The 20702-nt window shown below is 54.5% G+C and carries 21 protein-coding genes and 1 tRNA gene; 19 read left to right on the top strand and 3 right to left on the bottom strand.

Translation table 11 applies throughout. From position 1 onward, the window contains the following. Positions 1–93: 93 nt before the first annotated feature. From pyrG to rpoS, 11 genes are all read left to right on the top strand, one after another. On the top strand, positions 94–1731 hold the full coding sequence (gene pyrG / locus ACNPAA_RS10795; protein ID WP_039041042.1) for a glutamine hydrolyzing CTP synthase: 1638 nt from the start codon (positions 94–96) through the stop codon (positions 1729–1731). A gap of 89 nt (positions 1732–1820) precedes the next feature. After that, positions 1821–3122, top strand: a complete 1302-nt coding sequence (eno, locus tag ACNPAA_RS10790) for a phosphopyruvate hydratase (protein WP_043154803.1) — start codon at positions 1821–1823, stop codon at positions 3120–3122. Positions 3123–3299: 177 nt separating this feature from the next. Beyond that, positions 3300–3617, top strand: a complete 318-nt coding sequence (gene ftsB / locus ACNPAA_RS10785; protein ID WP_010675628.1) for a cell division protein FtsB — start codon at positions 3300–3302, stop codon at positions 3615–3617. Then, positions 3610–4341, top strand: coding sequence for a 2-C-methyl-D-erythritol 4-phosphate cytidylyltransferase (gene ispD / locus ACNPAA_RS10780; RefSeq protein WP_048208397.1), 732 nt, complete (start codon positions 3610–3612; stop codon positions 4339–4341). The genes ftsB and ispD overlap by 8 nt, the downstream gene beginning before the upstream one ends. Before the next feature lie 58 nt (positions 4342–4399). Continuing rightward, entirely contained in the window at positions 4400–4882 is a 483-nt protein-coding gene (gene ispF, locus ACNPAA_RS10775; RefSeq protein WP_143237093.1) for a 2-C-methyl-D-erythritol 2,4-cyclodiphosphate synthase, read from the top strand. Continuing rightward, positions 4875–5933 carry a tRNA pseudouridine(13) synthase TruD gene (gene truD / locus ACNPAA_RS10770; RefSeq protein WP_182721883.1) on the top strand — a complete coding sequence of 353 codons (1059 nt, stop codon included), beginning with the start codon at positions 4875–4877 and terminating at the stop codon, positions 5931–5933. The genes ispF and truD overlap by 8 nt, the downstream gene beginning before the upstream one ends. Further along, positions 5914–6675, top strand: a complete 762-nt coding sequence (gene surE, locus ACNPAA_RS10765) for a 5'/3'-nucleotidase SurE (RefSeq protein WP_041211067.1) — start codon at positions 5914–5916, stop codon at positions 6673–6675. Before truD ends, surE begins: the two co-directional genes overlap by 20 nt. Positions 6676–6679: 4 nt before the next feature. Beyond that, complete coding sequence (locus ACNPAA_RS10760; protein WP_010675623.1) at positions 6680–7297, top strand: protein-L-isoaspartate(D-aspartate) O-methyltransferase; 618 nt, start codon at positions 6680–6682, stop codon at positions 7295–7297. Further along, complete coding sequence (locus ACNPAA_RS10755; RefSeq protein ID WP_010675622.1) at positions 7294–7875, top strand: YqaA family protein; 582 nt, start codon at positions 7294–7296, stop codon at positions 7873–7875. Before ACNPAA_RS10760 ends, ACNPAA_RS10755 begins: the two co-directional genes overlap by 4 nt. Positions 7876–7884: 9 nt before the next feature. Further along, positions 7885–8955, top strand: a complete 1071-nt coding sequence (locus ACNPAA_RS10750) for a LysM peptidoglycan-binding domain-containing protein (RefSeq protein WP_161470271.1) — start codon at positions 7885–7887, stop codon at positions 8953–8955. A gap of 46 nt (positions 8956–9001) precedes the next feature. Then, positions 9002–9985, top strand: a complete 984-nt coding sequence (gene rpoS, locus ACNPAA_RS10745) for an RNA polymerase sigma factor RpoS (protein ID WP_010675620.1) — start codon at positions 9002–9004, stop codon at positions 9983–9985. A 73-nt stretch (positions 9986–10058) separates the two neighbouring features. Here rpoS and tsaD read toward each other — a convergent pair whose 3' ends face one another. After that, positions 10059–11072, bottom strand: coding sequence for a tRNA (adenosine(37)-N6)-threonylcarbamoyltransferase complex transferase subunit TsaD (gene tsaD / locus ACNPAA_RS10740; RefSeq protein WP_161470270.1), 1014 nt, complete (start codon positions 11070–11072; stop codon positions 10059–10061). Positions 11073–11251: 179 nt separating this feature from the next. Between tsaD and rpsU the strand changes: the two genes are divergently transcribed. The 8 genes from rpsU to ACNPAA_RS10700 all read left to right on the top strand — a co-directional run bounded on the left by rpsU (position 11252) and on the right by ACNPAA_RS10700 (position 19353). Then, positions 11252–11467, top strand: a complete 216-nt coding sequence (rpsU, locus tag ACNPAA_RS10735; protein ID WP_005309452.1) for a 30S ribosomal protein S21 — start codon at positions 11252–11254, stop codon at positions 11465–11467. A 15-nt stretch (positions 11468–11482) separates the two neighbouring features. Continuing rightward, entirely contained in the window at positions 11483–11926 is a 444-nt protein-coding gene (locus tag ACNPAA_RS10730; protein ID WP_161470269.1) for a GatB/YqeY domain-containing protein, read from the top strand. Between the two features lie 89 nt (positions 11927–12015). Next, a complete protein-coding gene (gene dnaG, locus ACNPAA_RS10725) occupies positions 12016–13803 on the top strand; it encodes a DNA primase (RefSeq protein WP_161470268.1) in 1788 nt (595 codons plus the stop codon). 183 nt (positions 13804–13986) lie between these two features. Then, positions 13987–15882: an RNA polymerase sigma factor RpoD gene (gene rpoD / locus ACNPAA_RS10720; protein ID WP_263639565.1), complete on the top strand. Its 1896-nt coding sequence runs from the start codon at positions 13987–13989 to the stop codon at positions 15880–15882. A 194-nt stretch (positions 15883–16076) separates the two neighbouring features. Beyond that, positions 16077–16153: transfer RNA gene (locus tag ACNPAA_RS10715), tRNA-Ile, on the top strand. Positions 16154–16631: 478 nt separating this feature from the next. Next, entirely contained in the window at positions 16632–17402 is a 771-nt protein-coding gene (locus ACNPAA_RS10710; protein WP_417891760.1) for a hypothetical protein, read from the top strand. Further along, entirely contained in the window at positions 17403–18293 is an 891-nt protein-coding gene (locus tag ACNPAA_RS10705) for an ImmA/IrrE family metallo-endopeptidase (protein WP_417891759.1), read from the top strand. It abuts the gene before it with no gap. Next, on the top strand, positions 18286–19353 hold the full coding sequence (locus tag ACNPAA_RS10700; protein ID WP_417891758.1) for a beta family protein: 1068 nt from the start codon (positions 18286–18288) through the stop codon (positions 19351–19353). The genes ACNPAA_RS10705 and ACNPAA_RS10700 overlap by 8 nt, the downstream gene beginning before the upstream one ends. Here ACNPAA_RS10700 and ACNPAA_RS10695 read toward each other — a convergent pair. Next, positions 19346–19903: a sce7726 family protein gene (locus ACNPAA_RS10695; protein ID WP_244089174.1), complete on the bottom strand. Its 558-nt coding sequence runs from the start codon at positions 19901–19903 to the stop codon at positions 19346–19348. The two genes, ACNPAA_RS10700 and ACNPAA_RS10695, sit on opposite strands and share 8 nt — an antisense overlap. Before the next feature lie 94 nt (positions 19904–19997). Continuing rightward, positions 19998–20483: a hypothetical protein gene (locus ACNPAA_RS10690; RefSeq protein ID WP_417891757.1), complete on the bottom strand. Its 486-nt coding sequence runs from the start codon at positions 20481–20483 to the stop codon at positions 19998–20000. Positions 20484–20702: the final 219 nt, after the last annotated feature.

The raw sequence follows: 20702 nt of genomic DNA, 5'->3' as shown, positions 1-20702 counted from the left end.
GTTTGGGAGTGGGGGTTTTGGTATACTGTTTCCCCGTCCTGCTTCATCCCCGAAGCACCCCTTAAAATTCCCTAAACTTCTTTCAGGTTCAGCATGACGACCAAATATATTTTTGTGACTGGTGGCGTTGTTTCATCCCTCGGCAAAGGTATTGCCGCAGCTTCTCTGGCAGCCATTCTGGAAGCCCGTGGTCTGGATGTGACCATCATGAAACTGGACCCGTACATCAACGTGGATCCGGGCACCATGAGCCCGACCCAGCATGGTGAAGTGTTCGTAACCGAGGACGGGGCCGAAACCGATCTGGATTTGGGTCACTACGAGCGTTTCATCCGCACCAAGATGACCCGCCGCAACAACTTCACCACCGGCCGCATCTATGCAGACGTGCTGCGCAAGGAGCGTCGTGGTGACTATCTGGGCGCCACCATCCAGGTGATCCCGCACATCACCAACGCCATCAAGGAGCGGGTGATTGCCGGTGCCGAAGGTCATCAGGTTGCCATCGTCGAAGTGGGCGGTACCGTGGGCGACATCGAGTCCCTGCCGTTCCTTGAAGCCATTCGTCAGCTGGCGGCCATCGTGGGTCGCAACAATGCCATGTTCATGCACCTGACCCTGGTTCCTTACCTGGCCGCCGCCGGCGAGGTGAAGACCAAGCCGACCCAGCACTCCGTGAAGGAGCTGCTCTCCATCGGTATCCAGCCTGATGTGCTGATCTGCCGCTCCGACCGCGCCATTCCGGCCAACGAGCGTGCCAAGATCGCCCTGTTCTGCAACGTGCCCGAGCGCGCCGTCATCTCCATGAAGGATGTCGACTCCATCTACAAGATCCCGGCGCTGCTGAAATCCCAGGGTCTGGACGGCTACATCACCGAGCGCTTCGGCATCGAGTGCAAAGAAGCCGACCTGGCCGAGTGGGAACAGGTCATCTATGAAGAGGCCAACCCGACTGCCGAAGTCACCATCGGCATGGTGGGCAAGTATGTCTCCCTGCCGGATGCCTACAAGTCCGTCAACGAAGCGCTCAAGCACGGTGGCCTGAAGACCCGTCTCTCCGTCAACATCAAGTACATCGACTCCCAGGACATCGAGACCCGTGGCGCCGAGCTGCTGGAAGGTCTGGATGCGATCCTGGTACCGGGTGGCTTCGGCGAGCGCGGTGTGGAAGGCAAGATCCTGGCCGCCAAATATGCCCGCGAGAACAAGATCCCGTACCTCGGTATCTGCCTGGGCATGCAGGTTGCCTTGATCGAATACGCCCGCAACGTGGCGGGCATGGAAGGGGCTCACTCCTCCGAGTTCAAGAAAGACAGCCCTTACCCCGTGGTCGGTCTCATCACCGAGTGGGTGGATGACGAAGGCAACGTCGAGACCCGGACCGAGAAGTCCGATCTGGGCGGTACCATGCGTCTTGGCTCCCAGCTCTGCCACCTGGTGGAAGACTCCAAGGTGCGTCAGATGTACGGCAGCCCGACCATTTACGAGCGCCACCGTCACCGTTATGAAGTGAACAACAAGCTGCTGCCGCAGATTGAAGCGGCAGGTCTGAAGGTGACCGGTCTCTCCGCCGACAAGAAGCTGGTGGAAATCATCGAGATCCCGGATCACCCCTGGTTCGTGGCCGCGCAGTTCCACCCGGAGTTCACCTCGACTCCCCGTGATGGCCACGCCCTGTTCGCCGGTTTTGTGAAGGCGGCGGGCGAGTATCAGAAGCGTAATTTGAAGTAATTGAAAATAAATGCGGTTGGGGCTCTGTGCCACAGCCGCTTTTTTTGGCATATTTTTGTTGTTTTTTTACGAAACCTGAGGAAATACACATGTCCAAGATCGTTAAAGTGATCGGTCGTGAAATCATCGACTCCCGTGGTAACCCGACCGTTGAGGCCGAAGTTCACCTGGAAGGTGGTTTTGTTGGTATGGCAGCCGCTCCGTCTGGCGCGTCCACCGGTTCCCGCGAAGCGCTGGAACTGCGTGACGGCGACAAGAGCCGTTTCCTGGGTAAAGGCGTGCTGAAAGCCATCGAAGCTGTCAACGGCCCGATCGCTCAGGCTCTGCTGGGTAAAGATGCCAAGGACCAGGCCACTGTCGACCAGATCATGATCGACCTCGACGGTACCGAGAACAAATCCAAGTTCGGCGCCAACGCCATCCTGGCTGTTTCCCTGGCCAACGCCAAAGCTGCCGCTGCTGCCAAAGGCATGCCGCTGTACGCCCACATCGCCGAGCTGAATGGCACCCCGGGTGTCTACTCCATGCCGCTGCCCATGATGAACATCATCAACGGTGGTGAGCACGCCGACAACAACGTCGACATCCAGGAGTTCATGATCCAGCCGGTTGGCGCCAAGACCCTGAAAGAAGCCGTTCGCATGGGCGCAGAAGTGTTCCACAACCTGGCCAAAGTGCTGAAGTCCAAGGGCTACAACACTGCCGTCGGTGACGAAGGTGGTTTCGCTCCGAACCTGAAATCCAACGCCGAAGCGCTGGAAGTGATCGCTGAAGCCGTTGCCGCTGCCGGTTACAAACTGGGCACCGACATCACCCTGGCCATGGACTGCGCTGCGTCCGAGTTCTACGACGCAGAGAAGAAAGAGTACAACCTGAAGGGCGAAGGTCGTATCTTCACCTCCAACGGTTTCTCCGACTTCCTGGCTGACCTGACCACCAAGTTCCCGATCGTCTCCATCGAAGATGGCCTGGACGAATCCGACTGGGAAGGCTTCGCCTACCAGACCGCCGAACTGGGCAAGAAAATCCAGATCGTGGGTGACGACCTGTTCGTAACCAACACCAAGATCCTGAAGCGCGGTATCGACAACGGCATCGCCAACTCCATCCTGATCAAGTTCAACCAGATCGGTTCCCTGACCGAAACTCTGGCTGCCATCAAGATGGCCAAAGACGCTGGCTACACTGCCGTCATCTCCCACCGCTCCGGTGAGACCGAAGATGCGACCATCGCCGACCTAGCTGTGGGTACCGCTGCTGGCCAGATCAAGACCGGCTCCATGAGCCGTTCTGACCGTGTTGCCAAGTACAACCAGCTGATCCGTATCGAAGAAGCCCTGGGTGCCAAGGCTCCGTTCCGTGGTCTGAAAGAAGTGAAGAACCAGGCTTAATTTTCGCCTGCGTTCATGCTTCACAAAGCCCCGCCATCTGGCGGGGCTTTTTCGTTCTGCGCTTATGGGCGTGTGCGAACTGCATTTTTTATTCCGACCAACCCATCCGGCACACAGGCTTTCTTTTGTCTTGCCTGCGAATATGGGAAACTAGGCCGCTTGAAGGAGACTCAGTGCATGCGGCTACTCACTCTTATCCTGCTCCTCCTGTTGGGAGGGCTGCAATATGACCTCTGGCTGGGGAAAAACGGCCTCTCCGACTATCGGGAACTCTCCACCGCCATCGAGCGGCAGCAACAGGACAACCTGGTACTCAAGGACCGCAACAGCCTGATTTACCGGGAAATCGACGATCTTACCTCTGGCCTTGAGGCCATCGAGGAGTTGTCGCGCAACGATCTTGGCTACATCAAGCAGGGCGAGACCTTCTACCGAATCATTCCCAAAGAAAAGGATCAGGTGACGGAGCCTGATGGTGCCCCCTACGATGACTGATAGCCTGAGCGGCCTGACCGCCATCGTCCCGGCTGCCGGTATTGGCAGTCGCATGGGGGCCAGTTGCCCCAAGCAGTACCTGTCCCTGGCAGGGAAATGCATTCTGGAGCACACCCTGGAGCGTCTGCTCTCCCATCCCGCCATCGCCCGTGTGATCGTGGCGCTGGCGCCCCACGACCGCTGGTTTGAGACCTTGACCGTGGCCACCGATCCGCGGGTGCTGCGAGTGGAAGGGGGAAGCGAGCGCGCCTTCTCCGTGCTCAATGCGTTGCACGTGGCAGAAGGGGAGTGGGCACTGGTGCATGACGCCGCCCGGCCCTGTCTGACCCACGAGGATCTCGATGCGCTCATTGCTGCCGCCATGGCCTCTGGCGGTGCCATCCTCGGCAGCCGGGTGCGCGATACCATGAAGCGCACCGATGCGGCCGGCAATATCCTCGCCACCGTGGATCGCGAGCAGCTCTGGCATGCCCTGACGCCCCAGATGTTTTTGGTCCGCCCCCTCAAGCGGGCGCTGGAGGAGGGGCTGGCGCTCGGCGCTGCCATCACCGATGAAGCCTCCGCCATGGAACGCGCCGGTTTCCCCGTGCGCATGGTGGAAGGGCGGGCCGACAACATCAAGGTGACCCGGCCGGAAGATCTCTCCCTGGCCGGGCTCTATTTACAGCAACAACGTGCGTGCCGGTCGGCACGACCCGATTCATCCCCAGAGGAGCAGGCATGATCCGCACCGGACATGGTTTTGATGAGACAGATTTCCGTGTATTGAGGAGGGCGCAGGCATGATGCGGATCGGACATGGTTTTGATGTTCACAAGTTTGGCGGGGTCGGTCCCTGCATGCTGGGCGGGGTGGCGGTGCCCTATGAACAGGGCCTGCTGGCCCACTCCGATGGTGACGTGGTGCTGCATGCGGTGAGCGATGCCCTGCTGGGGGCCATCGGCGCTGGCGACATCGGCCGCCACTTCCCCGATACCGCCGCCGAATTCAAGGGCATCGACAGCCGCATCCTGCTGCGGGATGTCTTTGCCCGCGTGCAGCTCGCAGGTTATGCCATCGGCAACCTGGATGTGACCATCATCGCCCAGGCCCCCAAGATGGCCCCCCATATCGACGCCATGTGCGCCGTGCTGGCCGCGGATCTGCAATGTGATTTGAACCGGGTGAACGTCAAGGCGACCACTACCGAACAACTCGGATTCACGGGGCGCAAGGAAGGGATCGCCACCGAAGCCGTCGTCTTGCTGGTGAACAATGATGCTTGAACAACTTGCCTATCTGCACGGGACGCCCACTGCTCGCGGCATCCTCAAGGCCGAGGCCGCCGACTTCGTGGTCAATGAAGATCTCGGGTTCGAACCTTGCGGCGAGGGTGAACACATCTTCGTCCGGGTACGCAAAACCGGCGAGAATACTGCCTGGGTGGCTGGCCTGCTGGCCGATGCGGCCGGGGTTGCCCGCAATGCAGTGACCTGGGCTGGTCTGAAAGATCGCCATGCGGTGACCGAACAGTGGTTCGGCATCCATCTGCCGGGCAAGGGCGAGCCGGATCTCTCGGTCATCGAGAACGACAACATCCGGATCCTTGAGGTGAAGCGCCACAACAAGAAGCTGCGGGTCGGCTATCTCAAGGGCAACCACTTCACCCTGCGTCTCACCGGGCTGGAGCAGGCCGACGGGCTGGAATCCCGTTTGCAGGCGATAGCAACCCAGGGGGTGCCCAACTACTACGGCGAGCAGCGTTTCGGCCGAGGTGGCAACAACCTGGAGGCCGCCAAGGCGATGTTCGCCGGCAAACGGATCAAGGATCGCAACAAGCGCTCCCTCTATCTGTCCGCCGCCCGCAGCATGCTGTTCAATACCATCGTCAGCGCCCGCATCGAGCAGGGACTGGCCCATCAGCTGCTGGCCGGGGACTGCGTGATGCTCAAGGGCAGCCACTCCATCTTCAGCGAAGAGAGCGTGACTCCCGAGCTGGAGGCACGCCTTGCCTCCGGAGACGTGCAGCTGACCGCTCCCCAGTGGGGCCGTGGCCGTCTGGCGAGCCAGGGCGCTGCTGCCGAGTTCGAGCAAGAAGTGCTGGCTCCTTATGGTGACTGGTGCGAAGGACTGGAGAAAGCCGGGCTGGATCAGGACAGGCGCCCGCTGCTGCTCAAGCCGGAGCAGATGAGCTGGCAACGGGAGGACGAGGTGCTGACCCTGTCGTTCTTCCTGCCTGCCGGCGCCTTTGCCACCAGCGTGGTACGAGAGTTAATGCAGGCCGAAGAGGCCGATCACGGTTTCAGGAACTCAACCGATGCGAATTCTGGTCAGTAATGACGATGGGGTACACGCCGAGGGCATTCGCGCCCTCAGCGAGGCGTTGCGTGCCTGTGGCGAGGTCGTGGTGGTGGCACCGGATCGCAACCGCAGCGGTGCCAGCCACTCCCTGACGCTGGAAGTACCGCTGCGGGTCACCCGCCTCGATGCGTCCAGTTTTCACGGCATCAAGAGTTATGCGGTCAAGGGGACGCCGACCGACTGCGTTCATCTGGCGGTCAACGAACTGCTGCGCCCTGAGCCCGACATGGTGGTGGCCGGTATCAATCACGGGGCCAACCTGGGGGATGACGTCATCTACTCGGGGACGGTGGCTGCCGCGACGGAAGGGCGTCATCTGGGTTTCCCCTCCATCGCCGTATCGCTGGTGGGCAAGACTCATTTCGCCAGTGCGGCCCACTACGCCGCCCAGCTGGTGCGGGGGCTGATGGTGCATCCGTTGCCTGCGGATCAGATCCTCAACGTGAATGTGCCGGATCTGCCGCTCGAGCAGATCAAGGGGATCAGGGTGACGCGTCTTGGCAATCGCCACCGGGCGGAGTCGGTGATCCGCACCGAGGATCCCCGTGGTCAGCCCGTTTACTGGATTGGGCCCCCCGGCAACCAGCAGGATGCGGGAGAGGGAACGGACTTTGCCGCCATCGAGCAGGGTTATGTCTCCATCACTCCCCTGACCATCGACATGACGGCCTACGGCAGTCTGTCGACCCTGGGCGCGTGGCTGGATCTGCAGGGATGACGTTGTGATAGTACAGCGCCTGTTGAATCAACTGATTGCCCAGGATGTCCGCGATTTCCGCGTATTGGCGGCGATTGCGAAGGTGCCGCGCCAGCTGTTCGTGGATGAGGCCATGGCCCACAAGGCCTGGGACAATACGGCCCTGCCCATCGGCCATGGGCAGACCATCTCCCAGCCTTACATCGTGGCGCGCATGACCGAGCTGCTGATCCAGAACGATCCGGCCCATGTGCTGGAGATCGGGACGGGATCGGGCTACCAGACGGCGGTACTGGCCCACCTGGTGGAGCATGTCTACACCATGGAGCGGATCAAGTCGCTGCAGTTTCAGGCCCGGCGCAGATTGCGCCAGCTCGATCTGCACAATGTGTCGGCCAAGCACGGCAATGGGTGGCTAGGTTGGCCCAACAAGGGCCCTTTCGACGCCATTCTGGTGACGGCGGCGGCCAGTGAGGTCCCCAAGGCCCTGACCGATCAGCTGGCTGACGGTGGTCGTCTGGTGTTGCCGGTGGGTGATGGTCAGCAGACCCTGCAGCTCATCGAGCGATCGGGTTCCCAGCTCACCAGCCGGATCCTGGAGCCGGTACGTTTCGTTCCCCTGATTGACGGAGATGTCGAGTGAAGTTGTTTTCCCGCCTTTATGTTCTGGTGATGCAGTGGGCACGCCACAAGTATGCCCCCTGGTATCTGGCCATCACCGCCTTTATTGAATCCATCTTCTGGCCCATCCCGGTGGATGTGATGCTGGCGCCCATGGCGCTCGGCAAACCTCATCGCGCCTGGCACTATGCCGCGCTGGCCACTCTCTTTTCGGTGCTGGGCGCCCTGTTTGGTTATCTGCTCGGCTATGCCCTGTGGGAGCCAGTGGTGCAGCCGCTGGTGACCTCGGTTGGCTATGAGGACAAGATTGCCCTGGCCGAGCAGTGGTTCGCGCAGTGGGGCATCTGGGTTATTTTTATTGCCAGCTTCACGCCGATCCCCTACAAGGTGTTTACCGTCACGGCTGGCTTGCTCCACATGGCACTGTTGCCTTTCATCCTGACCTCGCTGATCGGTCGTGGCATGCGCTTCTTCCTGGTTGCAGGTCTGATGCGCTGGGGCGGCGAGAAGATGGAGCGCAAGCTGATGCACTATGTGGATGTGCTGGGCTGGCTCTGTATTGGTTTGGCCGTTGCGGCCTATTTCTGGTTTAGTCGTTAAGGATCCACTATGTGTTCGCGTGTTTGGCAAGGTAGCGGTGTCGTCGTGTTGTCATGGCTGCTGCTTGCCTGTTCCTCCAGCAAGACTGCGGCTCCGGTGCACAGCCTGGGCAATGATCAGGTCGCTTCGACCATCCCCGTGCGTCAAGGTATAACCAAGCCCGGCATTGCAGGCAACGGGTACACCGTGGTCAAAGGAGACACTCTCTACTCCATTGCATTTCGTTCTGGCATGGATGTGGCTTCGCTTATCAGCATCAATGGCATCACTCCCCCCTATAACATTTATCCCGGCCAGCAGCTCAGGCTCGATGGCGCTTCCGCCCCCATGGCGGTGGCAACCGTCGGCAGCCCTGTCAGTCGTGGCAGCGTGACGGGGTCTGGCAGTTACGAGGTGCGCCGTGGCGATACTTTGAGCAGCATCGGTCGCCAGTTTGGTCTCTCCAACCAGGCCTTGGCCCAGCGCAACAACCTCCAGGCTCCTTATGCATTGCACGTGGGCCAGGTGCTCAATGTGGGGGGCGCGGGGTCCTCGGGTGGTCAGATGGTGGCAGCAACCACACCGGTGGTGACCAGCACGGGGCCCAAACCCCTGGCCACGGATCCGGCAGGTACGACCACACCATTTATTGCTCAGAAAACGATTGCTCCTGCCTCGTCAACAGCATACGCTCAGGCGAAAGAACAAAAAACCGTCAGTTCCTCGTCAACACTCTCCTGGCATTGGCCGACCAAAGGGCGGATCGTTGAAGGCTTCTCCGTTGCGGAACAAGGCAACAAGGGCATCGACATTTCCGGCCAGAAGGGCCAACCCATTTACGCTGCGAGCAGCGGCAAAGTGGTCTATGCGGGCAGTGCACTGCGAGGTTATGGCAAGCTGATAATTCTCAAGCACAACGATGACTACCTCTCCGCCTACGCTCACAACGATGAGTTGAGGGTCAAGGAGGGAGACACCGTGAAGGGCGGAGCGGTTATCGCCAATATGGGTAGCACGGATGCGCCGGATGTGCGCTTGCACTTTGAAATCCGGTACAAAGGCAAGTCGATCAACCCGATGGGCTATTTGCCAAAGCGTTAACTCAGAGAGCTGAGTCTTACTCTGGTGTAGGTCAGGGAGAGATATCATGAGCCAAGAACAACTGGTAATGCAGGATGCAGAGTTAGAGTTCGACGAGGAGCTGGAGGTTCAGGAGGAAGAAGAGGTTCAGGAAGTGGCGGCCGAAGCCGAAGAGACCATTTCCGATGAACTGATGGCGCCCGAGCTGAACAAGGTAATGGACGCCACCCAGCTCTATCTGGGGGAGATAGGCTTCTCCCCCTTGCTCACGGCTGAAGAGGAAGTCTACTACGCCCGCCGTGCCCTGCGTGGCGACAAAGCGGCGCGCAAGCGCATGATCGAATCCAACCTGCGCCTGGTGGTCAAGATTGCCCGGCGCTACAACAACCGCGGCCTGGTGCTGCTGGATCTCATCGAAGAGGGCAACCTCGGCCTTATCCGCGCCGTCGAGAAGTTCGACCCCGAGCGAGGCTTCCGTTTCTCCACCTATGCCACCTGGTGGATCCGCCAGACCATAGAGCGGGCCATCATGAACCAGACCCGTACCATTCGTCTGCCCATCCATGTGGTCAAGGAGCTGAACGTCTATCTGCGCACTGCACGCGAGCTTTCCCATCGTCTCGACCATGAGCCGACCGCCGAGGATATCGCCTCTGCACTGGATCGCTCTGTGGACGATGTGAATCGCATGCTCAAGCTCAACGAGAAGATCACCTCGGTGGATACTCCCATCGGTGGCGATCGCGACAAGGCGCTGCTGGACGTACTTTCCGACGAGCGCGGCATGGGACCCGAGTTGGAGTCCCAGGAAGATGACATGCGCAGCAGCATAGTGCATTGGCTGGAGGAGCTGAATCCCAAGCAGCGTGAAGTGCTGGCCCGCCGTTTCGGCCTGCTCGGCTATGAACCAGCCACCCTGGAAGACGTGGGCGCCGAGATTGGTTTGACCCGTGAGCGGGTACGCCAGATCCAGGTGGAAGGGTTGCGCCGTCTGCGGGAAATTCTGCTGGGGCAGGGGCTGTCCATTGAGGCGCTGTTCCGCACCAACTAAACGGGTATGAATACCGTCATCAAGATGAAAAAGGGGCCGCAGGCCCCTTTCTTTTTGTCGTGGATCGTCAGGATCACACCGGATCCAGAGTGTCCAGCGGCCAGCGCGGCACGGCCTTGACGACGAGGGGTTCGAAGACTCCCGCCTTCAGGCGTTGCATGCCGGCATAGGCGATCATGGCGCCGTTGTCGGTGCAGTATTCGGTGCGCGGGTAGAAGACTTCACCTTTGAGGCTCTCCATCAGCTCGGCCAGCTGGGCGCGCAGATGACGGTTGGCGCTGACGCCGCCTGCCACGACCAGACGATTGAGACCGGTCTCTTTCAGGGCACGGCGGCACTTGATGGCCAGGGTGTCGACCACCGCATCCTCAAACGCCCGGGCGATGTCGGCACGGGTCTGTTCATCATCACCGTTGGCGGCAATGGTGTTGGCGGCAAAGGTCTTGAGGCCGGAGAAGCTCATGTCGAGCCCTGGGCGATCGGTCATGGGACGGGGGAAGGTGAAGCGCCCAGTGGTGCCCTTTTCTGCCAGCCGGGAGAGCAGTGGACCACCGGGGTAGTCCAGACTCATCAGCTTGGCGGTCTTGTCGAACGCCTCACCGGCGGCATCGTCGATCGATTCGCCCAGCAGCTGGTAGCTGCCGATGCCATCGACCCGGACCAGCATGGAGTGGCCGCCGGAGACCAAGAGCGCTACGAAGGGAAACTCGGGGGCTCGCTCTTCCAGCATGGGGGCCAGCAGGTGACCTTCCATGTGGTGCACGGCGATGGCTGGCTTGTCCCAGGCCATGGCCAGCGAGCGGCCTATGGTCGCCCCGACCAGGATGGCGCCAACCAGACCTGGCCCCGCGGTATAGGCGATGCCATCGATGTCATCCTTGCCAAGTCCGGCCTCTTTCAAGGCGGCCTGGATCAAGGGGATCGTCTTGCGTACATGGTCCCGGCTGGCGAGCTCGGGAACGACGCCGCCGTAGTCCGCATGCAGCTTGACCTGGCTGTACAACTGGTGGGAAAGGATCCCTTTTTGATCATCGAAGATCGCGATCCCGGTTTCGTCACAGGATGTCTCTATGCCCAATACACGCATTGCTAAAAAATTTCACTGCTAAAATGAGACGGCTATGGTAACCTTCGCGGGTTTTTTAAACCAGAGCGATCTCTGCGGGTTTACTTTCATTCCCTGTCCAGAGTATAATTTCGCACCATTTTAAGACATGCTGATCGATTGAAGGTCAGCTAACAATTTATCACTGAGGTGAAAGGCACATGCCAGTAATCAAAGTCCGTGAAAATGAGCCGTTTGACGTTGCTCTGCGTCGCTTCAAGCGTTCTTGCGAAAAGGCCGGTATCCTGTCCGAAGTTCGTAGCCGTGAGTTCTACGAGAAGCCGACTACCATTCGCAAGCGCGCCAAAGCGTCCGCTGTCAAGCGTCACGCCAAGAAGCTGTCCCGCGAAAACGCACGTCGTATCCGCCTGTACTAATCAAGGGATCATGCCGTGTCTCTGAAGGATCAACTCAAGGATCAGCAAAAGCTCGCCATGCTTGCCAAAGACAAGCCTCGGTTGGGTGCTATCCGCTTGTTGATGGCAGAAATCAAGCAGCGTGAAGTCGATACCCGTGTCGAGCTCAACGATGAAGAGATCCTCGCTGTCGTGACCAAAATGGTCAAGCAGCGTCGCGATTCCATCAGCCAGTTTGAAGCTGCCGGTCGCCAGGAGCTCGCCGACAAAGAGTCTGCCGAGATCGTTGTGCTGCAGGAGTTCCTGCCACAACAGCTGACCGCAGACGAAATTGCCGCCCTGATCGAGCAAGCCATCACTGAAAGTGGTGCTGCCGTCATGGCTGACATGGGTAAAGTCATGGCTGTCTTGAAGCCAAAAATTCAGGGGCGTGCCGATGTCGGCGCCGTCAGTGCTCAGGTGAAAACCCGCTTGGCGTAACAGGCAACTCTCTTGTTTGGTCGAAGAAGCCGTGCTTCCCATTGGAATGCGCGGCTTTTTTATTTCCTATGCAATGAAACAGGACGGTTATGGCTGGCAGGATCCCGCAATCCTTTATCGATGATCTGCTCGTACGCACGGACATAGTCGAGTTGATCGACTCCCGTGTGCGGTTGAAGAAAGCCGGTAAGAACTACCAGGCTTGCTGCCCTTTTCATAACGAAAAAAGCCCCTCCTTTACCGTCAGCCAGGAGAAGCAGTTCTATCACTGTTTCGGTTGTGGTGCCCACGGCAATGCCATCGGCTTTGTCATGGAGTACGACGGCCTGGAATTCCCCGATGCCATCGAAGAGCTGGCAAGCCTGCACGGCATGCAGGTCCCCCGTGAGCAAACGGCGGGTGGATCAAGCCATAGCCAACCTGCCGTCAGCAAGGATCTGTTCGAGCTGATGAACCAGATTGCGCGCTTCTACGAGAGCAATCTCAAGAACGCGCCTCAGGCGGTGGAGTATCTGAAAGGCCGGGGCCTGACTGGCGAGGTGGTCAAGCGCTTCAACATCGGTTATGCCCCTGGGGACTGGGATCAGGTGCGTCGCCGCTTTGGCGCCAGTCGGGATCACGAACAACTGTTGATTTCGGGCGGTATGCTGATCCCCCGTGACAACGGCCCGGGCAGCTACGATCGTTTCCGCGATCGCATCATGTTTCCGATCCGGGACAAACGCGGCCGGGTCATCGGCTTCGGTGGCCGAGTGCTGGGGGATGGCACGCCCAAGTACTTGAACTCCCCGGAAACCCCCATCTTCCACAAGGGGCGAGAGCTGTTCGGCCTTTATGAGGTCAAGCAGGCACACAAGGATCCGCGCCGGATCCTGGTGGTAGAAGGTTACATGGATGTGGTGGCGCTCGGCCAGTACGACATCGACTATGCGGTGGCGGCACTGGGGACTGCGACCACCAGCGATCACATCCACACCCTGTTCCGTACCACGGCAGAGGTGGTCTGTTGCTACGACGGCGACAACGCCGGTCGGGAAGCGGCCTGGCGTGCGCTGGATAACGCGCTCTCCCACCTGCAGGACGGCCGTGAACTCAAGTTCGTCTTTTTGCCGGATGGCGAGGATCCCGACTCGCTGGTACGCCAGATCGGCAAGGAGGGGTTCGAAGCGTTACTCGACAAGGCCCAGTCGTTTGCGGATTTCATGTTCGAACGCCTCGGGCGCGATGCGGCTCTTTCCGGTGAGGCAGGCAAGTTTGAAGTGGCCAACAAGGCCGCCGAGCTGATTCGTCGGGTACCGGAAGGTTTCACTCGCGAGGGGTTGATTACCCGACTTTCCAGCATGATGCGTTGGGGAGAAAACAAGCAGCGGATTGCCGAGCTGTTTGCCCGCAGCAGCCAGCCCAAGGTGGAAGTCAACAAACCCAAGGCGACCAAACTGACGCCGATCCGCAGGGCTCTGGCCCTGATGGTGCAGTATCCGGCTATCACCGCCGAGCTGCCGGCCATGCCCGAGTTGGCCGGGCTGCGCCTGCAGGGGATCCCTTTCCTGCTGCAGTTGCACCAGCAGATCCTGACCCAGCCGGGAGTGACAACGGGTATCCTGCTGGAGCATTGGCGCGGCACAAAAGAGGGAGAAATACTTGCCCAGCTGGCGATGCATGACCTGTTTGAAGAGGTAAAGCTCGACCAGGAGCCCGATATTCTGGGAGAATTACAGGATACCTTTGTCGGTTTCATCAACCTTTTCCTGAAGCAACGGATCGAAGAATTGCAGGCCAAGGTGGCGCAGGAAGGGCTAAGCTCTGAGGAAACTCAGGAGCTGATGATGCTGATCAGAGAGGTGCAGATTGAGAAAAGAAATGAGAGTGGGGCTTGATATTTGAGTGAGCAGTCCCAATATGAATAGCGTTGCCCGAATCGACGGGATTGAAAGCAAACACTTTATAACCACCTGGCCCCGACAACACTGCGGGCAGGGGTTTCTCATGACCGACGCCGCAACCAGACATAGCATGTCTGGCGGTTTTCTATTAGAATTGGCTATTTGCGCAGCAGCGCACTGTACGCGCAACCTAGCAACACCAACCGGATGAGTTCTATGGAGCAAACCCCGCAGTCTCAGCTTAAACTCCTCGTTGCCAAAGGTAAAGAACAGGGCTACCTGACCTATGCCGAGGTGAACGATCACCTCCCGCAAGACATTGTCGATTCAGACCAGATCGAAGACATCATCCAGATGATCAACGATATGGGCATTCAAGTGGTTGAAAACGCTCCGGATGCCGATGACCTTATCATGGCTGAAGGTGGTACCGCCGATGAGGACGCTGCCGAAGCAGCGGCCCAGGCTCTGGCATCTGTTGAATCTGAGATTGGTCGCACGACCGATCCCGTCCGCATGTACATGCGGGAAATGGGTACCGTCGAACTGCTGACCCGCGAAGGCGAGATCGACATCGCCAAGCGGATTGAAGACGGTATCAACCAGGTACAAAGCTCCGTCGCCGAGTACCCTGAAGCCATCACTTACCTGCTCGAACAGTACGACAAGTACGAAGCCGAGCAGCTTCGCCTGTCCGACATCATCTCCGGCTTCATCGATCCGAACGAAGTGGATGACGTGGCACCGACCGCCACTCATATCGGCTCCGAGCTCAGCGAGGACGACCTCGCCGACGAAGACGAAGATGAGGACGAAGACGAAGACGAAGACGGCGACAACTCCGACGATGATGGCGACGGTGGTCCGGATCCGGAAGTCGCTCGCGAGAAATTCGGCGAACTGCGTGCCCAGTACGAGGTGACTCGTCTCTCCATTCAGCAGAATGGCCGTGCCCACGACGACACCCAGAATGCCATCGCCCAGTTGGCCGATGTCTTCCGTCAATTCCGCCTGATGCCCAAGCAGTTCGATCGCCTGGTCAACAACATGCGGGAGATGATGGAGCGTGTCCGCGTGCAGGAACGCATCATCATGAAGCTCTGCGTTGAGCAGGCCAAGATGCCGAAGAAGACCTTCGTCGCGGCCTTCACCAACAACGAGTGCGAAACTGCCTGGTTCGAATACCAGAAGCAGGCCGGCAAGGCGTGGTCTCCCCGTCTGCTCGAGATGGACGAAGAAGTACTGCGTTCCATCGGCAAGCTGCAGCAGATCGAAGAAGAGACCGGTCTGTCCATCGCCCAGATCAAGGACATCAACCGCCGCATGAGCATTGGTGAGGCCAAAGCCCGCCGTGCGAAGAAAGAGATGGTCGAGGCCAACTTGCGTCTGGTTATCTCCATCGCCAAGAAGTACACCAACCGCGGTCTGCAGTTCCTGGATCTGATCCAGGAGGGCAACATCGGTCTGATGAAGGCGGTCGACAAGTTCGAATATCGTCGCGGCTACAAGTTCTCGACCTATGCCACCTGGTGGATCCGTCAGGCCATTACCCGCTCCATCGCGGATCAGGCCCGTACCATCCGTATCCCGGTGCACATGATCGAGACCATCAACAAGCTCAACCGTATCTCCCGCCAGATGCTGCAGGAGATGGGTCGTGAACCGAACCCGGAAGAGCTGGCCATGCGCATGGGCATGCCGGAAGACAAGATCCGCAAGGTACTGAAAATCGCCAAGGAGCCCATCTCCATGGAGACGCCCATCGGTGATGACGAAGACTCCCACTTGGGCGACTTCATCGAAGATACCACCCTGGCTCTGCCAGCGGATGCGGCCACCAGCGAGAGCCTGCGCAACGCGACCCGCGAAGTGCTGGCCGGGCTGACCGCACGGGAAGCCAAGGTACTGCGCATGCGCTTCGGTATCGACATGAACACCGACCACACCCTCGAGGAAGTGGGCAAGCAGTTCGACGTCACCCGTGAGCGTATCCGTCAGATCGAAGCCAAGGCCTTGCGCAAACTGCGCCATCCGAGCCGCTCGGAAGTGCTGCGCAGCTTCCTGGACGAGTAGTCCCGGGTTTTGTCAGCCTGACATAGCAACAAAAAGCCCCGCCATGCGGGGCTTTGTTTTATCCGTGGTGGCATAGGCGTGAAGAGGGGTCATGGAACCGCTTGAATATGGATGAAATCTCGCCAAGTGGTTGATCTGACTATGGACGGGGTATCCGCCATCCCCTATAATCCACGCCGCTAACCAGCATCAATGGCCCCTTAGCTCAGTTGGTCAGAGCAGTCGACTCATAATCGATTGGTCGCCCGTTCAAGTCGGGCAGGGGCCACCAAATTCTGTAAGGCGTAGCAGGTTAGTAACTGCTACGCCTTTTTCGCATCTGTTGATCATAAGTAGACTTGTAAGTGCACTTAAGAGAAGGCTTGTGCTAGCGTAGCACTTTGTACGGGCACTATCAGTGTCGGATAGGCGTAGTATTACGCATCACCCATGACCGCCATCATTACTGGTGCGGGTTTCCAAAACTGTTGCCACACTGCTTTCTAGCCTGCTTCAAGACGCTCATGTGTGCGCGGTGACGGGCGAGAATAATGCTGCTGCAAGCTGTCTCCTGTCTTGGAGGTTGTCGCTCCATGCTACTAACACAATCCCTATGCCAAGAATCAAGTCTTGTACCCAAAGCACAGTAGCTTGATTGTAACTGAGTATCGTTTCTCTGGGGCGTCAATGTAAGGTAAGGGTTCTCTTTGTGGAGCACTACACTGCTCCACACAAGACAGACTCATTGAGTAGTCTTAGCATTGTTAAATGTGACCCAAGGACAAGTGACATACATCCTAAAATGGTATTATGGTTCCAATGTTAACCATTTTTGGGAAGGGCTGTTCACTGTGACACTTGAGGAGTTAAAGCAGGGCATCATTAGCGGGGCTATCCCAGTCGAGAGACCGCCGGTATCTATCATAGAAACTGGACAGCTGCCCCGAGCCAATGGGGGTTATACAGACTATACAATCAGTCACGGTGAAGACCCATTTAAGGCCATTGAGTGTGATCAACAATGGACCAAATCGAATATTGAGTTGTTCGAATTTATTGCTGCCCAAAATTATGATGCGGCTCAGCTTAAGAACGTTCTTGATAGTATACAAACCGAAGACCATCATTGGGACTGGTTTAAAAAGACGTTAAGTTATTCTAAAGAAGAATATGAATGGTTCTACCTTTATGCGGAAGAGAAGCCTCAGGGGGTTTGTCTTATTTATCACCCAAAGGTAAGCGCCCTTAGTACATCCAATATATTTTATGTTGAGTATCTCGCCGTAGCTCCATGGAATAGGGATTGCTTAATTAGAAAACGAGATTTTCTGAAAATAGGTTCAACTTTATTAACCTGCTCACTACGATTTGCTGTTACCACGCTAGGTCTGACCCCCGGTCTATCTTTACATTCTCTTCCACAAGCTCGCGGTTATTACGAAAAGCTTAACATGATAAATATTGAGAGAGAGAATAAGCCGAGACTAATGTATTTTGAACTGCCATATGCTGAGGCTGAAAAATTATTAGGGGTTGCTTAAATGAGTCATAATAACGATATTCAGTTTTCTGCGTGGGATGATTTTGAAGTTGTTGGTCATGACGGGCTTGTCTCGGCTGCTGAACAATATAAAAGCTTTCTACACTTCAAAAAAACCGTTTCCAAGCTCCCCATGAACGAACTCGTGAAAAGGGGGTGGATTTCTTCTGAGGATCCTACATCATCTTTATTGTCATTTTTCAAGAATATACACAAAGATAGATGTGGTATTTTATATCGTAAGTCTGACAGTTCAAATGAAATATTAATTTCTTTGTGGCTCTCTCACTTAAAATCAACTTCTGAAATAGAGTACTTCATTAAGAAACCGCCTCAGTTTACTGGAATAACAAAAGAAGATTTACGTAATATTGCAAGAATGAGTCCCGATGTACATTCTATTAATAAGTTGCCTGAAGTTTTATTAGACTACGGCATCATATTAATATACCAAAAGAGCTTCAATGGAATGAAGTTGGATGGTGTATCATTTAAGTTATCTACAGGAACACCTGTTATTGGGCTTAGTTTCAGATTTAAGAGATTGGATTATTTTTGGTTTACTCTAATGCATGAGCTCTCTCACTTAAATCTGCACTACGAACTTCTAGATAATCCGATATTAGACGAACTTGATGTGGACTCAGATAGTCCCATTGAGGTGGCTGCAAATAGAATGGCAAAAGCAGCTTTTGTAGATAGACATATTTGGCGCAATTGTACGCCGAAGTATGACAAGAGTATTGGAGCAATTAATAAATTTGCTCATGAAGTAAATATTCATCCAGCAATCATCGCTGGATTGCTTAGAAAAGAGAGCGGCGACTTTAAAGCGTATAGCACTATAGTCAATGATTTTAATGTTAGGGAAGAGGTTTTTGGCAATGACTAAATATGTTCCGTTCTTAAAATCTAAATCGAATGAAATAATTGCCTTAGGGGATTTAAGCTCTGACGTCATTGAATTAATATGCCCATTCTTTGATTTTCCAAAAAACAAAAATGGCTATAACAACGAAACATTTAAAATTAATGTGCGCAAAGTGTTAAATAGCTTTAAAAAACACATTAAGGATATTGATGAGTTATATTTTGACAATTATGACATAGACGATTCTTTACATATTGACGGTATGCATAATTATCATTATCTGTTGGGTTGCCTGAATGATTTTCCTGTTATCCCTGTTGTATCAATAGATAGATCCCCAAATCACATAAACTCTGTTATAACTCAAAAAGATGCAGGCATTGTAAGCTCTACTGTGATTGCGATTCGGCTAACACCAGAAGACTTTGAAAGTTTTCATGCGATAGAGGATGATATTGAAGATGTTTTAGGTAATGTGTTTGATAAATTCAATTCTATCGATTTAGTTTTTGATTGTCGAGTCTGTAATAACTTAGACTCACGCACACTTTCACGCCATATTGTTGATTTTGCTAATGGTTTTTCAGATAAATACACAACGCGTCGCATAGTTATAACTGGCTCCAGCATACCCGCATCAATTAAAGACTTGATTAAAGTTGATGAGGAGGGGATTTTTGAACGTAATGAGCTGAAGGTCTATCAGGGTGCAAAGCCACACTTAGACGAGCATATTCTTGTCTTTGGTGATTATGCTACTGTCAGCCCAAATTATTCTGAGGTTGATATCATACCGGAAGCAATGCAAAATATAACCACAGCAAAATTTATTTATTCTTTTGCTCAAAGCATTTACGTGATTCGTGGTGGCTCTATCAAGCAAAATGGGTTCGGACAATACTATGAGCTAGCAAAGCAGTTATGTTCAAAGCCATTCTATAGAGGGGAGAAATATTCTAAAGGCGACCAATATCTTCATCAGAAAAGCCTTGGTATAGGTAACTATTGCACCCCTTCTGCTGTGGTTAAACCAACAATTAACTCACACATTACCTATATGGTAAAAGATGCACCTATTTGATATTCAAAGATACGTGTCGATTAAGTAGCAATTGAGATATATTGCTACTTAATTCTGATTTTTTCTTAGACGCAGCTATTAAATTTGCTAAATACTCACGATTCTTATTTTTAGTTCCATTAGATTCAATAATGCTCAACATTTCACTTTTCCATAGAGTAAGTACAGCAATATCTTTTCTAAAAAGTGGATTTATTTTTGCTTTCCTAATATGCTTTATCTTGACGATATCACCAGATACAAATGCAACCATAATCCCCCAGAATGATGGGGTTATTGATTTAGCCTTTTCTAGATCAGATTGTGTTACCACAAGCGTAATTTTACGGAAAGCTGCATTATAGTACTTCCCCTGAATCGATACTCTTTCAATCTTATCGTTTTCTCCTTTTATCTCATAACAATGAGCCTCTCGATATAAGGCAACAACATCGGCGATCGCTTGCCCGTTATGAACCCTAAGCTCCTCCATTATTGCTTGAGGCTTTATTGCTTGATTTTCGAGTCGTAATATTAAAGCTTGCCTAATTTCGGCATCATTTAACTTCATAATTGCCTACATATTAAAACAACATAGTGTATATGAATTGATTATAAATCATTTGAACACAAAAATAAAATTTTTCATTAATATTGGAACTGAACTAGAGTGTTGATTCTATAGGATTCCCACATACCCTTGTTATATTCATTTCTATTAATGAATTAGTACTAACACTCTCACTACGATCAAACTCTATTGCCATGTGTTTTCTACGATCAAAGGACATTGTTTTAGCTATTGCGTTTATCCTTTCACTCTCATTGTTACAAACAGGACTACCTGATGATGAGATCAAGTCTAGCTCTTGATTATTAAAAAACCAGTGGCAGTTATCTTTATGTCGGCTCCCTGCGACATAGCTATTCGCCCTATCCATACCATTTGTCCAATATATGAATGTATCACCATCAATGGTTATTCCTTGGCTAGCATATACAGTTAATGCATAACCAAGAGTGATAGGTAGTCTTCCATCTTGATCCTTATAGTCTTTATCCAAGAATTGGATATGTCTCCCATCATCAACAATAACACTAAAAGTAATTTCTCCATAATTATCTTTTATCTCTTTAATTGTTCCAAACATCCCATTTGAAACCCCCAGTCGATAATCATTCTTACAGAACTTAATTCGATCTCCTGCTGCAAGCTTATACTTACATCTATGCTCAGATACGATACACTCGTAAGTATTCACCGGAACAGTATTGACACAGGAAAAATGAGACGATCGTCTCTTGATCCCACTTTCCTGCTTGCTTGATCCTGCTCCTTAGATACGCTCCCCCCATGAGCAAAAACACCA

The organism is Aeromonas sp. PS2Canimalfood6, assembly GCF_048276795.1.
GTDB classification, from domain to species: Bacteria; Pseudomonadota; Gammaproteobacteria; order Enterobacterales; family Aeromonadaceae; genus Aeromonas; species Aeromonas caviae.
This window is presented reverse-complemented; position numbering and strand designations above follow the sequence as displayed.

Bases quoted from the DNA above. Each gene is read 5' to 3' on its own strand.
- pyrG (WP_039041042.1), top strand. From the start codon at position 94: ATGACGACCAAATATATTTTTGTGACTGGTGGCGTTGTTTCATCCCTC.
- eno (WP_043154803.1), top strand. From the start codon at position 1,821: ATGTCCAAGATCGTTAAAGTGATCGGTCGTGAAATCATCGACTCCCGT.
- ftsB (WP_010675628.1), top strand. From the start codon at position 3,300: ATGCGGCTACTCACTCTTATCCTGCTCCTCCTGTTGGGAGGGCTGCAA.
- ispD (WP_048208397.1), top strand. From the start codon at position 3,610: ATGACTGATAGCCTGAGCGGCCTGACCGCCATCGTCCCGGCTGCCGGT.
- ispF (WP_143237093.1), top strand. From the start codon at position 4,400: ATGATGCGGATCGGACATGGTTTTGATGTTCACAAGTTTGGCGGGGTC.
- truD (WP_182721883.1), top strand. From the start codon at position 4,875: ATGCTTGAACAACTTGCCTATCTGCACGGGACGCCCACTGCTCGCGGC.
- surE (WP_041211067.1), top strand. From the start codon at position 5,914: ATGCGAATTCTGGTCAGTAATGACGATGGGGTACACGCCGAGGGCATT.
- ACNPAA_RS10750 (WP_161470271.1), top strand. From the start codon at position 7,885: ATGTGTTCGCGTGTTTGGCAAGGTAGCGGTGTCGTCGTGTTGTCATGG.
- rpoS (WP_010675620.1), top strand. From the start codon at position 9,002: ATGAGCCAAGAACAACTGGTAATGCAGGATGCAGAGTTAGAGTTCGAC.
- tsaD (WP_161470270.1), bottom strand. From the start codon at position 11,072: ATGCGTGTATTGGGCATAGAGACATCCTGTGACGAAACCGGGATCGCG.
- rpsU (WP_005309452.1), top strand. From the start codon at position 11,252: ATGCCAGTAATCAAAGTCCGTGAAAATGAGCCGTTTGACGTTGCTCTG.
- dnaG (WP_161470268.1), top strand. From the start codon at position 12,016: ATGGCTGGCAGGATCCCGCAATCCTTTATCGATGATCTGCTCGTACGC.
- ACNPAA_RS10705 (WP_417891759.1), top strand. From the start codon at position 17,403: ATGAGTCATAATAACGATATTCAGTTTTCTGCGTGGGATGATTTTGAA.
- ACNPAA_RS10700 (WP_417891758.1), top strand. From the start codon at position 18,286: ATGACTAAATATGTTCCGTTCTTAAAATCTAAATCGAATGAAATAATT.
- ACNPAA_RS10695 (WP_244089174.1), bottom strand. From the start codon at position 19,903: ATGAAGTTAAATGATGCCGAAATTAGGCAAGCTTTAATATTACGACTC.
- ACNPAA_RS10690 (WP_417891757.1), bottom strand. From the start codon at position 20,483: ATGTTTGGAACAATTAAAGAGATAAAAGATAATTATGGAGAAATTACT.